At 71.5% G+C, this 13,920-nt stretch carries 12 protein-coding genes; 5 read left to right on the top strand and 7 right to left on the bottom strand.

The annotated features are described in order from the left end of the window. Positions 1-650 precede the first annotated feature (650 nt). On the bottom strand, positions 651-1,205 hold the full coding sequence (locus MXD61_RS23115) for a hypothetical protein (RefSeq protein WP_248815523.1): 555 nt from the start codon (positions 1,203-1,205) through the stop codon (positions 651-653). Positions 1,206-1,368: 163 nt separating this feature from the next. Here MXD61_RS23115 and MXD61_RS23110 point away from each other — a divergent pair, with 163 nt between their 5' ends. Beyond that, positions 1,369-2,238, top strand: coding sequence for a heme o synthase (locus MXD61_RS23110; RefSeq protein ID WP_248815549.1), 870 nt, complete (start codon positions 1,369-1,371; stop codon positions 2,236-2,238). Positions 2,239-3,024: 786 nt separating this feature from the next. Here the strand turns inward: MXD61_RS23110 and MXD61_RS23105 are convergent. The 6 genes from MXD61_RS23105 to MXD61_RS23080 form a co-directional block, all read right to left on the bottom strand. Beyond that, positions 3,025-4,122: a heme A synthase gene (locus tag MXD61_RS23105; protein ID WP_248815522.1), complete on the bottom strand. Its 1,098-nt coding sequence runs from the start codon at positions 4,120-4,122 to the stop codon at positions 3,025-3,027. Positions 4,123-4,659: 537 nt separating this feature from the next. Further along, positions 4,660-5,385: an ABC transporter permease gene (locus MXD61_RS23100; protein WP_248815548.1), complete on the bottom strand. Its 726-nt coding sequence runs from the start codon at positions 5,383-5,385 to the stop codon at positions 4,660-4,662. 59 nt (positions 5,386-5,444) lie between these two features. Continuing rightward, positions 5,445-6,545 (bottom strand): ABC transporter ATP-binding protein, encoded by a 1,101-nt coding sequence (locus MXD61_RS23095; RefSeq protein WP_248815521.1) that lies wholly within the window; start codon positions 6,543-6,545, stop codon positions 5,445-5,447. Positions 6,546-6,612: 67 nt separating this feature from the next. Then, the gene (locus tag MXD61_RS23090; protein ID WP_163548766.1) at positions 6,613-7,155 is read right to left on the bottom strand and encodes a helix-turn-helix domain-containing protein; all 543 of its coding nucleotides are present in this window, start codon (positions 7,153-7,155) and stop codon (positions 6,613-6,615) included. A 203-nt stretch (positions 7,156-7,358) separates the two neighbouring features. Next, positions 7,359-9,017: a glycerol kinase GlpK gene (gene glpK / locus MXD61_RS23085; protein WP_248815520.1), complete on the bottom strand. Its 1,659-nt coding sequence runs from the start codon at positions 9,015-9,017 to the stop codon at positions 7,359-7,361. A 131-nt stretch (positions 9,018-9,148) separates the two neighbouring features. Beyond that, on the bottom strand, positions 9,149-9,859 hold the full coding sequence (locus MXD61_RS23080; protein WP_248815519.1) for a hypothetical protein: 711 nt from the start codon (positions 9,857-9,859) through the stop codon (positions 9,149-9,151). Positions 9,860-10,197: 338 nt separating this feature from the next. Here MXD61_RS23080 and MXD61_RS23075 point away from each other — a divergent pair, with 338 nt between their 5' ends. Genes MXD61_RS23075 through MXD61_RS23060 form a run of 4 tightly spaced genes read left to right on the top strand, consistent with a single transcriptional unit; the run spans position 10,198 to position 13,917 of the window. Further along, entirely contained in the window at positions 10,198-10,908 is a 711-nt protein-coding gene (locus MXD61_RS23075) for a helix-turn-helix domain-containing protein (RefSeq protein WP_248815518.1), read from the top strand. Further along, positions 10,905-12,317, top strand: a complete 1,413-nt coding sequence (sufB, locus tag MXD61_RS23070; protein WP_248815517.1) for a Fe-S cluster assembly protein SufB — start codon at positions 10,905-10,907, stop codon at positions 12,315-12,317. The genes MXD61_RS23075 and sufB overlap by 4 nt, the downstream gene beginning before the upstream one ends. Continuing rightward, positions 12,317-13,558 (top strand): Fe-S cluster assembly protein SufD, encoded by a 1,242-nt coding sequence (gene sufD, locus MXD61_RS23065; RefSeq protein ID WP_248815516.1) that lies wholly within the window; start codon positions 12,317-12,319, stop codon positions 13,556-13,558. Before sufB ends, sufD begins: the two co-directional genes overlap by 1 nt. Beyond that, complete coding sequence (locus tag MXD61_RS23060; RefSeq protein ID WP_248815515.1) at positions 13,555-13,917, top strand: non-heme iron oxygenase ferredoxin subunit; 363 nt, start codon at positions 13,555-13,557, stop codon at positions 13,915-13,917. Before sufD ends, MXD61_RS23060 begins: the two co-directional genes overlap by 4 nt. Positions 13,918-13,920 lie beyond the last annotated feature (3 nt).

Here is a 13,920-nt window from a genome sequence, read left to right as displayed (position 1 = left end):
CCGAGGTGGCCGAACCCACACCGGCCTGGCGCGAGGCGACACGGCCGGATGAGACCTGCCGGGCGGTGCCGGATGCAGCCCTCGGGCAGTGCACCCGCCCATCCGGTCCAACCCCTTGGGCCCCTACCCCACCATGCCTGCGCCATCCCAGTCTGATCCCAGTCTGATCCCTCACGGTGCGCCTGCGTGACGCCCAGGTAGCGATGAGACGAACAGCCAGGTCAAATGGCCTGGACGGGGGGCGTGACCGATGCCACGGCGAGACGACCACCACCACAACTTCCACCTGGTCGGGCGGGCCACCCGGGCGGTCGGCCCAGCCGGGACGGGTCGACCGGCACCCCGAGGGCCGGACGTGAGGCAGACCGCATCCCGCCCAGGGGGATCCAGACGCGGCCGGCGCGCGTGCGCCCCGATCCGACGGCTAGACTCCGACACGTCGTAGAACACCGTGCGCTCCGTAACCGGGGCTCCGTCCAGTGCGGGTCGTCCGCCGATCCCGCCGATCGCGAGGTCGCTCTGTCTACCGAGGCCGCCCTTCGTCGCCGGCGCGTCACCACACGCGGCCCGGTGCGGTCGGACATGTCACCAGCGGTGGCTCCTGGCTCCGTGGCCGCTCCTGGCTCCGTGGCCGCTCAGTCCGAACCGGGTCAGGTCCCGCACCAGGTCCAGCCGCAGCCCCCGAACCCGGCTGCCGCTGCCACCGTGACGGGCTCCAACGGCGTCAGGCCGTCCACCGGTGTGAGTCTGGCGCCGTCGAACGGTGTGAGTGTCGAGCCGTCGAACGGTGTGAGCGTGCAGCCGTCCAACGGTGTGAGCGCCAAGCCGTCCAACGGGGTCAGCGTCAAGCCCTCCAACGGTGTGAGCGTGCAGCCGTCCAACGGGGTCAGTGCGCAGCCGTCCAACGGTGTGAGCGTGAAGCCGTCGAACGGGGTGAGCGTGAAGTCCTCGAACGGTGTGAGCGTCAAGCCGTCCAACGGCGTGCAGCCGTCGAACGGGGTCAAGCCGTCCAACGGGGTGAGCGTCGCTCCATCGAACGGGGTGAAGGTGTCCAACGGTGTGAGCGCGACCCTGTCCAACGGTGTGAGCGCGAAACTGTCGAACGGCGTGAAGCCGTCGAACGGTGTGAGCGTGCAGCCGTCCAACGGGGTGAGCATGGTCCCGTCGAACGGGGTGAAGGTGTCCAACGGCGTGAAGGTGTCCAACGGTGTGAGCGTCACGCTGTCCAACGGTGTGTCGGTGTCCAACGGTGTGTCGGTGTCTCCTGGCGTCGCGGTGGCCGGTGGTGTCGGGACGCTCGCGGTCGCGGGCGGCCCGGTGGCGCGGCTCGCACCGGATGCGGGGGCCGGTTCGGGTGTGCTGGGCGCGCTGAACGCGAAGGCGCGCGCGTACGTCGCCCTGATGAAACTGCGCGTGGTCGAACTGCTGCTGATCACCACGGTGCCGGCGATGATGCTCGCCAAGCGCGGCATGCCGTCGGTGTGGCTCATCGTCGTGACCCTGGTCGCGGGCACCCTGTCCGCGGGCAGCGCGAACACGATCAACTGCTACGTCGACCGCGACATCGACCAGGTGATGGGCCGCACCCGTAAGCGCCCCCTGGTCCGCGCCACCGTGACGCCGACCGAGGCGCTCGTGTTCGGCATCCTGCTCGGCATCGTCTCGACGCTCATGTTCGGCCTGCTGGTGAACTGGCCGTCGGCGCTGCTGTCGCTCGGCGCGATCTCGTTCTACGTTTTCGTCTACACACTTGGTCTCAAGCGCCGCACCCCGTCGAACATCGTCATCGGCGGCGCGGCCGGTTGTTTCCCGGTGCTGATCGGCTGGTCGGCGGTCACCGGATCACTGAGCTGGTCGGCGGCGCTGCTGTTCGCGATCGTCTTCTTCTGGACGCCGCCCCATTTCTGGGCGCTGGCGATGAAGTTCCGCGACGACTACGCCGCCGCCGGAATCCCGATGCTTCCGGTCGTGGCCTCACCCGAGACGGTGACGCGCCGCATCCTGTTCTACGCCTACGGGATGGTCGCGGTGTCCCTGGTACTCGCCCCCGTCGCCCACACCGGATGGTTCTACCTGGCCAGCGCGATCGCGGTCGGCGGCTGGTTCCTGGTCGAGGCACACCGCATCGTCCGGCGCACCGCCCGTGGCGAGGACCCGCGCGCCATGCATCTGTTCCACATGTCCATCACCTACCTCACCCTCCTGTTCACCGCGATCGCCATCGTCGCCGTCGTCTGACCTGTCTCGGACGCCCGTCGAAGGTCTGATCGGGACGGCCCTGGGATATACGAATCACGGCCCCGGGCCGGCGTGCGTGACGCCGGCCCGGGGCCGTTTCGTCTGCTCAGTCCGGGCTGTCAGCCCTCGACCGTCCTGCGTGGACGACCGAGTCGCTGGGCCCGCGCCGACCGGACACCGCCCGCCGCGGCCATGACCGACACCGCCCCACTCTCTCCTGAGGGAGGGCCGTTTCCCCGACCCTGAGCAGGCGGCTTTCACGGCTTTTGTTCCGACTCTCGGGCGGGTGCGTGCTGCACGGGTCGTCGTGGGGTGTTCCTGCCAGGGCATCGAGCCCTGCCGCGAACCCCGTCTTGCATCGGCCGGGCCTGGGCTTGGCCTGGGCCTGGGCCTGTCTCGGGGCTGTCTCGGCCTGTCTCGGGGCCGCTTTGGGGGAACAGCGGCAAGGGGTGGGTGGCCGATCGGCCGGTTTGAGGCCGATCCATCGACACCCGCTATCCGCGGCGCCACGCGGGCCCGTGCCCAGAAGACAAGACGGTCGCGGCCGTGAACCACCGTCCAACACGACCCGCGTGTCTTTGAGCGTCGGCCCGACAGCTCCGTGGCTGGCCCCCGACCCGGTGCGAACTGGCCCGTCATTGCCGCTGCCGTCACTGCCACCGCTGCCGCTGCCGCCACTGGTGGTGTCGCCGCTGGCAGTGACACGGCCGGCGGCGACACGGCCGGACTCGGACGGGGCGGAGGGAGCCTGACTGAGACGGCCGAGCGGCTGAGACGGCCAGACGGTCAGGGGATGAGGTTCGCCGACAGGGCCGGGGTTGCCGGACGGTCAGCCGCGGATTCGGGAGACGTCGCGGACGTGGCCCTGGGTGCGGCCACCACGCCAGCCGTGGCGGATTCGGCCGCGGCCTTCCTGGCTGCCGGGGGCTCGCTGACAGCGCTGGCGGTGGCGGTGGCCGGTTCGAGGGCGGGGCGCTGGGCCATGGCGAGCCACAGGTAGAGGGCGGCGATCCACATCACGGTGGCGCCGGTCATGTGGAGGGCGACCAGGCCGGACGGGATGCCGAGGAAGTACTGGGCGAACCCGACCCCGGCCTGGGCGACGATCGTGGCCAACAGCACCAGCGACCCGCGCCGCGCGGCGGTGGGGGCCGTGGTGATCCGCACGGCGAAGGCCATCGCCGCGGCGAGGCCGGTGAGCAGCATCGCGCCGTCGGCGTGCAGTTGGGCGACATTGACGATGTCGAAGCCGAACCGTGCACCATGGGTGGCGTCGCCGCTGTGCGGACCAGTGCCCGTGACCACGGTCCCGAGCACGAGCACCGCCCCGGCGGCGACGACGAGCAGTCGGGCCAGCCACAGCAATGCGGGGGCGACGGCCGGTGTCACCGGACCTGCCCCCTGCCGGGACCGGCGCTCCAGCACGACCGCGTTCCACAGCAGCACCATCGACAGCAGGAAATGCGCCGCCACCGTGGCCGGATGCAGCTTGGTGAGCACCGTGATCCCACCGAGCACCGCCTGGCCGAGATAGCCAAGCCACAGCCCGAACGACAGCCGGGTCAGATCACGGCGCCGCCCGCCGCGCAGCCGCAGCGCCATCAGCGGGGTGATCAGCACCACGACCCCGACGACCAGGCCGATCACCCGGTTGCCGAACTCGATCGCACCGTGCAACGCGTACTCGGAGTGCGGCGTGAACGACCCGTCACCGCACTGCGGCCAGGTGGGACAGCCCAGGCCGGAGCCGCTCAGGCGCACCACTCCGCCGCTGACCACGATCAACGACAGCAGGACGACATTGGCCGCGGTGACGATCTGAAACGCGCGTCGCCCGACGAGCGGCAACCTCCGACGCGCTGTAGAAGCTGACACGGTTGCCATCGTAACTCCCACCCCCATCCCCCTCATCCGACGCACGCCCACCCGTGCGCCCGCCCACCCGCCCACCCGCCCACCTGTGCACTCGCCCACCTGGGCACCCGCCCATCTGTGCACCCGTGCACCTGCCGCTCTGGGCGCCGGCCCCCAGGCCGATCTTCTCCCCCAGATCCCGGCCAGACCGCGGCCAAGATCGCGGCATGCCGAGGGTTGTTCGAGGATCGGGGCCCTCGATTTCCGACCAGTCCTCGGCATGCGGCCGAATAACCCTCGACATCTGGGCTGCGGCGGGGCTTATCGGACGGCGAGGGGCATCGACGGTAGCCGAGAGGCGTCAATGGTCACCAAGGGTGGCCGATGGTCGTTGATGGTGGCCAAGGGTGATCGATAATGGCTGAGAGTGGTCGATAGCCGTGGAGGCTGTCGAAGGGAGCCATCCAGGGACTGCCGAAGGGTCGTCCGGCGGGGCTGCCGAAAGGGTGGCCGAAGGGTCGTCCGGGGTGCGTGCCAAGGGGTGTGTGCCAGGGGAAGGGGATGCGGTTATTCCCAGCGGAAGGTGCGGGCGGCGAGGCCCAGGCTGGCGACGGCCCACACGGCCAGCACGATCAGGGGGCGCAGTCCGGGCCCGTCGCCGTCGGCGAGGACGTGGCGCAGTCCGTCCGACAGGGCCGCCGTCGGCAGGCCCTCGGCGATGACCCGCAGCCATCCGGGTAGTTCGGACAGTGCGAAGACCACGCCGCCGATGAGCAGCAGCAACAGGTAGACGCCGTTGGCCGCCGCGAGGGTCGCCTCGGCGCGCAGCGTCCCGGCCATCAGCAGGCCAAGGCCGGAGAACGCGGCCGTGCCCAGCGCCAGGAGCAGCAGCACCCAGGGCGCGGCGGCCACGCCACCGGAGGGCTTCCAGCCGAGTGCGAAACCGACGGCGACGAGCAGGACGAGCTGCAGTACCTCGACGGCGAGCACGGCCGTGGTCTTGCCGGCGAGCAGGATGGAGCGGGGCAGGGGAGTGGCGCCGAGCCGTTTGAGCACGCCGTAGGAGCGTTCGAAGCCGGTGGCGATCGCCTGGCCGGTGAACGCCGTCGACATGATCGCCAATGCCAGGACGCCGGGCACGAGGAAGTCGACGGGTCGCCCGGTGTCGTGCGGCAGGACGTCCACGCCGGTGAAGAAGGCCAGCAGGCCGACCGGAATGATCAACGTGAGCAGGACGGACTCGCCGCGGCGCAGGGTCAGGACGAGCTCGAGTCGGGTCTGCGCCGCGAACATCCGGGCGCGGCTCGCGGCGCCGGGCGCCGGACGCAGGTCCAGCGTGGCACCCGCGGCGGTCACGGGCGCAGCTCCGCACCGGTCAGTTCCACGAAGACGTCCTCCAGGGTGCGTTGCTCGACCCGCAGGTCCTCGGCGAGCACGCCGTTGCCGGCGCACCAGGCGGTGACCGCGGCCAGCAGTTGTGGGTCGACGGTGCCCTCCACCAGGTAGTGGCCGGACGGGCTTTCCTTGGCGGTGGTGCCGTCGGGCAGGGCGAGCAGCAGGGTGGCGAGGTCGAGGCCGGCGGGGGCGCGGAAACGCAGTTGGCCCTCGGCGCCGCCGCGGGTGAGTTCGGCGGGGGAACCGGTGGCCACGACGCGGCCGTGGTTGATGATGGTGACCTGGTCGGCGAGGCGCTCCGCCTCGTCCATCGCGTGTGTGGTGAGCACGACGGTGACCCCGGCGGCTCGCAGTTCCTCGATGAGCTCCCAGGTGGTGCGGCGCCCGGCGACGTCCAGACCGGCGGTGGGTTCGTCGAGGAAGACGAGTTCGGGGCGGCCGACGACGGCCATCGCCAGCGACAGGCGTTGCTGCTGGCCGCCGGAGAGACGGCGAAACGGGGTGGCGGCGGAGTCGGTGAGGCCGAGCCGGTCGAGCAGGGCGGCGGGGTCGAGCGGGTCACGGTGGTGCGCGGCGACCAGGCGCAGCATCTCCCCGGCGCGCGCCCCGGGGTACATCCCGCCGGACTGCAGCATGATGCCGACCCTGGGGCGCAGCTCGACGGCGTCGGCGATCGGGTCCCGGCCGAGGATGCGCACCTCGCCGGCGTCGGCGGCGCGGAAACCCTCGCAGATCTCCACGGTGGTGGTCTTGCCGGCGCCGTTCGGCCCGAGCAGCGCCGTGACCGAACCTACCGGCACGCTGAACGACAGCCCGTCGACCGCCCGGATGCGCCCATCGGCGACACGGCCGGACGTGGGCGGTTCGGACGGGTGCGGTGCGAGGACCGCGGGGAACTCGCCGGAACCAGGCTCGCGTGGACCGCGCCGGGCGCGGCGGCCGCGCGCGCCGCCGTCCCGTCGCCGATCCGCGCGCGACGGCCCGGTACGGGTGACCGCGGAGCGCGCGGAATAGGTCTTCACGAGGCCCGCGACGCTGACTGCCAGGATCTCGGCCACTCGGCGATCCTACGGATCCCGTCCGGTGAAGGGGGAATTGATCCCCGCTCCGGGGCGGCGCATCGGGTCAGATCCGCTGGCGGGGGGTGCGGGTGGCGACGGTGGTGCGGCGGCGCCCGCCGACCGTGGCCGGCTCGTTCGGCTCCACCAGGGCGCCCCACGCCTGCAGTCGTTCGTAGAGGACAGCCGGGGTGGTGCTGTAGAGCCGCGACAGGGACTGCAGGTCACCGCGGCGCAGCCGGAGCACGTCCCGGGAGTTGTCCGAACGTAGGACCTGCACGATCGCGATCCAACGTCGCAGGGGACCGGTGCGGGTCGGCGGCAGTTTGCGTAGCCGCCGCAGGTCGATGACCAGCGGCGGGAGGTGGTCGACCTCACGCCGGTCGATGGCGGGGGGCACCAGCAGGGTCGCCGGCACATCGTAGATCGCGGCGAGCTCGACGAGGCGGTGCACGCGCAGGGTGCGGGAGCCTCGTTCATAGGCACCGAGAGTTCCCGCGGTCCATCGGCCGTGGGTGCGCTGCTGGACGTCCAGCAACGACATGCCTCGCCGATTGCGCGCCGCACGAAGCCTGCGGCCGAGCTCCAGGGCGTAGTCCGCCTCGGTCACAGTCTCCGTCCGGGTCAGGGCTGGCGGGAGACGCCGACCGCCCCCGGTGACAGCCTGTCAGGCATCCATCCGTCTGGCAGCCGATTGACGCACAAAGACGCGGCTGGATGTGGCCCTACGGTGGCCCCCTGGTGCTGGGCGCTACAGAACGTCAAGGATGATCGTGTCTTTGTTTCGGAATGTAGTTATCTGGCCGGCGGGTGTCACCGATATCGGTCGCTCTCGGAGCCGTCGTCGGAGCCGTCGTCGAGGTCGTCGAGGTCGTCGAGGGCCCAGGCCCGGGAGCGCTCCACGGCGCTGCGCCAGCGCCGATAGCCGCGGGCGCGCTGCCCGGGCGACGTCGCGGGACGGTAGCGGTCGGCACCGCGGCGCAGGTCGGACAGGGCGTCCAGATCGGGGAAGAAGCCGGTGGCCAGGCCGGCGAGGTAGGCCGATCCCAGCGCGGTGGTCTCGATGTTGTCGGGGACGTCGACGTCGATACCGAGCACATCAGCCTGGAACTGCATCAGCCAGGCGTTGCGGGCGGCGCCACCGTCGGCACGCAGTTCGGTGACGGCGAAGCCGGCGGCGGCCATCGCCTCGACCACGTCCCGGGTGCGGTAGGCGATGCCCTCGAGGACGGCGCGCGCCAGATGCGCCCGGCTGGTGCCGCGGGTGAGACCGAGCAGGGTGCCGCGGGCCCGCGGATCCCAGTGTGGAGCGCCGAGGCCGGCCAGCGCCGGGACGAAGTACACCCCGTCGTTGCCGGCCAGCGAGGCGGCCAGCGCGGCCGTCTCGGCGACGTCGCCGACGATGCCCAGACCGTCACGCAGCCAGGCCACCGCCGAACCGGTGGACAGGATCGCCCCTTCCAGCGCGTACCGCACCGGCTGGCCGTCCAGCTGGTAGGCGGCGGTGCGCAGCAGGCCCGCGGCCCGGGCCGACTCCGGCTCCGGCACCGTCACACCCGTGTTGACCAGGACGAACGAGCCGGTGCCGTAGGTGTTCTTGGCCTGTCCGGGAGCGTGGCAGCCCTGCGCGAACAGCGCCGCCTGCTGGTCGCCGACGGCCGCCGCGATCGGCACCCGCACCCCGAGGAAGGCCGCCGGATCCGTCATCGCGTAGACCCGTGAACTGGGCACCACGGTGGGCAGCAGGTCGTCCGGGATCTCGAAGAGTCCGAGCAGGTCGTCGTCCCAGCGTCCGGTGGCGAGGTGGAGCAGCTGGGTGCGGGAGGCGTTGGTGATGTCGGTGACATGGGTGGCGCCGCCGGTGAGCCGCCAGACCAGCCAGGAGTCGACCGTGCCGGCGGCGAGTTCACCCCGTCCGGCCCGGCGACGCAGCTCCGGGTCGTGCGCGAGGATCCAGGCGAGTTTCGTGGCGGAGAAGTACGGATCGAGGACGAGTCCGCTGCGGTCGGCCACCCACGGACCATGGCCGTCCGCGGCGAGCCGCTCGCAGTGGACAGCGGTGCGCCGGTCCTGCCAGACGATCGCCGGGTACACCGGCGTGGACGTGCGCCGATCCCACACCAGGGTGGTCTCCCGCTGGTTGGTGATCCCGAGCGCGGCGAGGTCGGACGGCGCACGTCCGGCGTCGGCGAGGGCAGCCTGGACGGCCTCGACGACGCCGCGCCACAGCTGCTCGGGGTCCTGCTCGACCCAGCCCGGCCGGGGGAAGCTCGGCCGCACGGGAGTGTAGCCACGGCCGACGACCACCGCCTGCTCGTCGAGCAGGCACACCGTCGTCCCCGTCGTGCCCTGGTCGACCGCCGCGACCACCCGTCCACGCCCGCGGCCCCGCCCGCGAGCCTGATCCTGGCCGGGCCGAGTCCGGTGCTCGTCCTGACGCCACTCGGCCGCGAGCGGCTCACCGTCCGTCATGGCTCCGATCCTGGCGCATCGGATGGTCGCCCGTGCGACGTGTCGGTGCGACCCCGGCGGGTGCCGTCGCCAGGCTCGACCCGGCCGGAGACTCAGGTGAACCGGAGGCTGGGCTCAACCGGAGGCTGGGCTCAGCCGATGCTGGACAGGTCGATCGGGGAACTCGGCGCGGTGGCGGCGTCGGGGGTGCGGAAGTCGGCCAGACGCAGGCGGGTGGTCGAGTCGCCGGCGAGCGTGATCCGCAGGGGGTAGGCCGGGCCGGTGTTGGCGACCTCGAAGGTCGTGCCGTCAGAGGCCCGCACGCGCACGGCACGCTCGCCGTCCACCTTCTCCTGCTCGACCTTTCCGGCCAGGCCGACGAGGTAGCTGCGCAGCGAGTCGCTGAAGCCGTTGAGCGTGAAATAGGAGTACTTGGCCGCGTCGGCGGCGGCGAGGCGGACCCAGCGGTCGGCCAGCAGGTCGGCGGCGGCGCTGTCGCCGGTGGCTGTGTAGTACGACCGGGCCCGGCGGACGTACGTGTCAGCCTTGATCTTGACGAGCTGGGTCTGCTGGCCGTACTCCTCGACCGTGCCGCGCGTCGTGGTGGGCGACAGCACCAGGTCGTAGTCGGCGGGGGCGTCGCCACCGGGGCTCGTGACGGAACCGGACAGGTGCACACCGGGGGCGGTGCGCAACGTGGTCACGGCACGCGAGCCGACCTCGGCCGGCGCCAGCCCCTCCAGCCCGTTGGTCTTCTTGTCTCCGCCGCCGCTGCAACCCGCCGCCGCGCCCACCAGCGCCAGCACCAGGCCGAGCCCGACCAGTGCGCGGGGGAGCCCGCCGTGTCGTCGTCCCGCCCGCATCCGCTGCGCCGCCTCCCACTGTCGCCCTGTCGCCCTGCCGCCCTGCCGCCCTGCCGCCGGCCCGATGGTGCCCAGGGATGTCGTCAGTCTGGCAGCGCCGCGACGGGCACGGTCAACCAGATGCCGGTAGTGGGTGGATGTTGTGTTTGCGCGTGCATTGTCAGGTACAGGAGCGGTGTTCGGGTGTCGGCCGGACGACGTCCGGACGGGCCTTGAGGAGCGAAGCGGGTGGTGAAACGGTGCTGGCACTGGGGGTGTGACGCAGATCGGCGCCCTGAAGTGACCTGATCGGGGGAGCTGGGTTCGACCGCGTCCCGTAAATAGGGCACACTGGCGTTGTGAAAAACGACCACGATGTCTCGGCCGGGACGGCGGACGGCCGCACCCGTGACCGGGTCGTGCGTCGACTGCTGGAGGGCGGTTCGGCCACGGCGGCCGAACTTTCTCGTCAGCTCGGTGTCTCGCCGGCCGGGATCCGTCGCCACCTCGACGCCATGGTCTCCGACGGCAGCATCTCTCCCATCGAGAGCCGTCCCCACGGTCCCCGGGGTCGGGGCCGTCCGGCTCGGCGCTACGCGCTGACCGAGGCCGGCCACCAGGCCGGCCCGTCCGCCTACTCCGATCTGGCCGCCGGTGCGTTGCGCTTCCTCGCGGAGGTGGCCGGGCCCTCGGCGATCAGCGAGTTCGCTGACAGCCGGGCGGTCGACCTGGAACGGCGGGTGCGTTCGGCGGTCGTCGCCGCGTCCCCGCAGGAACGGCCGGCGGCGCTGGCCGAGGCGATGACGGCGGCCGGGTACACCGCCAGCGTCTCGGAGCTGCCCACCGGGCTGCAGATCTGCCAGCATCACTGCCCGGTCCAGTTCGTCGCCGAGCGCTTCCCGGCGCTGTGCGACGCGGAGACCGCGGCGCTCGCCCGGGTGTTGGACACCCACGTGCAGCGCCTGGCGACGATCGCCCACGGCGACGGCGTCTGCACGACCCACGTACCAGCGGGCCCGCCGCAGGAACCACTCCCACCATCCCCGTCTTCGGAAGGTTCCGCCCCATGACCACCCCTGCCGAGACCGCCCTTGAGGGCCTTGGCTCCTACCGGTTCGGATGGGCTGACACCGACGCCTATGCCGACGACGTGGAGCGCGGCCTGTCCGAGGCGGTCGTCCGTGGCATCTCGGCGAAGAAGTCCGAGCCGTCGTGGATGACCGACCTGCGTATGAAGGGCCTGCGTCTGTTCGAGCGCAAGCCGATGCCGACCTGGGGCGCAGACCTCACCGGCATTCACTTCGACAACATCAAGTACTTCGTCCGTTCCACCGAGAAGCAGGCCGCCGAGTGGGAGGACCTGCCGGAGGACATCCGCGCCACCTACGACCGGCTCGGCATCCCCGAGGCGGAGAAGCAGCGCCTCATCTCCGGTGTGGCCGCCCAGTACGAGTCCGAGGTCGTCTACCACAAGATCCGCGAGGATCTTGAGGAGCAGGGCGTCATCTTCCTGGACACCGACTCCGGTCTGCGCGAGCACCCGGAGCTGTTCCGGGAGTACTTCGGCTCGGTCATCCCGGTCGGTGACAACAAGTTCGCCGCGCTGAACACCTCGGTCTGGTCGGGTGGCTCGTTCATCTACGTGCCGCCGGGCGTGCAGGTCGAGATCCCGCTGCAGGCCTACTTCCGGATCAACACCGAGAACATGGGCCAGTTCGAGCGGACGCTCATCATCGTCGACGAAGGTGCCTACGTGCACTATGTCGAGGGTTGCACCGCCCCGATCTACTCGTCGGACTCGCTGCACTCGGCCGTCGTCGAGATCGTGGTGAAGAAGAACGCGCGCTGTCGGTACACGACCATCCAGAACTGGTCGAACAACGTCTACAACCTGGTCACCAAGCGTGCCGCCTGCCATGAGGGCGCCACGATGGAGTGGGTCGACGGCAACATCGGCTCCAAGGTGACCATGAAGTACCCGGCCGTGTGGATGCTCGGCGAGCACGCCAAGGGCGAGGTCCTCTCGATCGCCTTCGCCGGCCCCGGCCAGCACCAGGACGCCGGCGCCAAGATGGTGCACGCCGCGCCGCACACGTCCTCGCAGATCATCTCCAAGTCGGTGGCCCGCGGCGGCGGCCGGACGTCCTACCGCGGTCTCGTGCAGATCAACGAGGGTTCGTCGGGGTCGCGCTCCACGGTCAAGTGCGACGCGCTGCTCGTCGACACGATCAGCCGCTCCGACACCTACCCGTATGTCGACGTCCGCGAGGACGACGCGTCCATCGGGCACGAGGCGAGCGTGTCGAAGGTCGGCGCGGACCAGCTGTTCTACCTGATGAGCCGCGGTCTGTCGGAGGAGGAGGCGATGGCGATGATCGTGCGCGGCTTCGTCGAGCCCATCGCCCGCGAACTGCCGATGGAATACGCGCTCGAACTCAACCGGCTCATCGAGCTGCAGATGGAAGGTTCGGTCGGCTGATGGCCGTCATCGATGCCACCGGGCGCCCCCCGGCGGCCGCCGGAGCCGTGCCCCGCCCGGTGCGTTCCCGTGACCCGCAGGACCACGACGTGCCCACCGGGCGCGAGGAGGCCTGGCGGTTCACCCCGCTGCGCCGCCTGCGTGGCCTGCCGACCGGCCCCGAGGCCGACGGCCTGGTCACGGTCACGGTCACGGCACCTGACGGGGTCGCCGTCGAGCGGCTCGACGCCGCCGACGCCCGGATCGGTCGGGTCCTGATCCCGGCCGACCGGATCGCCGCGTTCGCCACCGCCCGTGCGGGCGGGGCGACCGCGGTGACCATCCCCGCCGAGGCGTCGCTGACGGAACCGGTCATCGTGCGCCTGCACGGTGAGGGTCCGCAGGGCGCCGCCGGAGCCGCCAGCGCCGCCGGGGTCGCCTACGGCCACCTGGTGATCGAGGCCGGGCCGTTCTCGTCCGCCACCGTCGTGCTCGACCACACCGGCAGCGCCACCTACGCCGGCAACGTCGAGGTGTACGTCGGCCACGGCGCGTCGCTCACCGTGATCTCCCTGCAGGACTGGGACGCGGGCACCGTGCACCTGGGCGCGCACGCCTTCTCCGTCGGCCGGGACGCGAAGCTGCGTTCGTTCACCGTCACGCTCGGCGGTGAGCTCGTCCGGCTCAACCCGACCGTCGACTACCGCGGGCCCGGCGGCGACGCCGAGCTCAACGGCGTGTTCTTCACCGACGCCGGCCAGCACCAGGAGCACCGTCTGCTGGTCACCCACCAGGCGCGCTCGTGCCGCAGCCGGGTGACCTACAAGGGTGCGCTGCGCGGCGAGTCGGCGCACGCGGTGTGGATCGGCGACGTCCTGATCGGCGCCGACGCGGTCGACACCGACACCTACGAGCTCAACCGCAACCTGGTGCTCACCGACGGCGCCCGCGCCGACTCGGTGCCCAACCTGGAGATCCTCACCGGCGAGGTCGTCGGCGCCGGGCACGCCAGTGCCACCGGCCGCTTCGACGACGAGGCGCTGTTCTACCTGCAGTCACGCGGCATCCCGCCGACCGAGGCCCGTCGGCTCGTCGTCCACGGCTTCTTCGCCGAGGTCATCGACCGGATCGACATTCCCGAGCTGCGCGACCGCATCATGACCTCGGTGGCCGCCCGGCTCGGCGAGTCCGAGCTGGCCGAGGCCCTCGCCGAGGCCGAAGCCGCCGAGGCTGCCGAGGCCGCCGCCGGGGCGGGCGCGTGAGCGCCGCACCGGCCGGCACCTCGGCCGCACCCGGGCATCACCGGGTCTGCTCGCTGGCCGACCTGGCCGACGAGACCGCGCTCGGCGTCGAGATCGACGGTGTGCCGGTGTGCGTCGTGCGCACCGGCGGCACCGTCTACGCGCTGCGCGACGAGTGCTCGCACGCCGACGTCCAGCTGTCCGCCGGTGAGGTCGAAGACGGCAGGATCGAGTGCTGGCTGCACGGGTCCCAGTTCGACCTGGCCACCGGCCGGCCGCTGAGCCTGCCGGCGATCGACCCGGTGCCCACCTACCCAGTGACCATCGACGGTGACGACGTGCTCGTCGCCGTCGCACAGACGAGCCCGGAACGAGGGTGACGA

It is taken from the genome of Frankia sp. AgPm24, assembly GCF_023243055.1.
GTDB lineage: Bacteria > Actinomycetota > Actinomycetes > Frankiales > Frankiaceae > Frankia > Frankia umida.
Note: the sequence above shows the minus strand (reverse complement) of the source record. Positions and strands in the feature narration are given on the sequence as shown.

What these genes read in the sequence shown, in the direction of transcription:
- MXD61_RS23080 (WP_248815519.1), bottom strand. Translation starts at nt 9,859, where the DNA reads ATGCGGGCGGGACGACGACACGGCGGGCTCCCCCGCGCACTGGTCGGG.
- glpK (WP_248815520.1), bottom strand. Translation starts at nt 9,017, where the DNA reads ATGACGGACGGTGAGCCGCTCGCGGCCGAGTGGCGTCAGGACGAGCAC.
- sufB (WP_248815517.1), top strand. Translation starts at nt 10,905, where the DNA reads ATGACCACCCCTGCCGAGACCGCCCTTGAGGGCCTTGGCTCCTACCGG.
- MXD61_RS23100 (WP_248815548.1), bottom strand. Translation starts at nt 5,385, where the DNA reads ATGTTCGCGGCGCAGACCCGACTCGAGCTCGTCCTGACCCTGCGCCGC.
- MXD61_RS23105 (WP_248815522.1), bottom strand. Translation starts at nt 4,122, where the DNA reads ATGGCAACCGTGTCAGCTTCTACAGCGCGTCGGAGGTTGCCGCTCGTC.
- sufD (WP_248815516.1), top strand. Translation starts at nt 12,317, where the DNA reads ATGGCCGTCATCGATGCCACCGGGCGCCCCCCGGCGGCCGCCGGAGCC.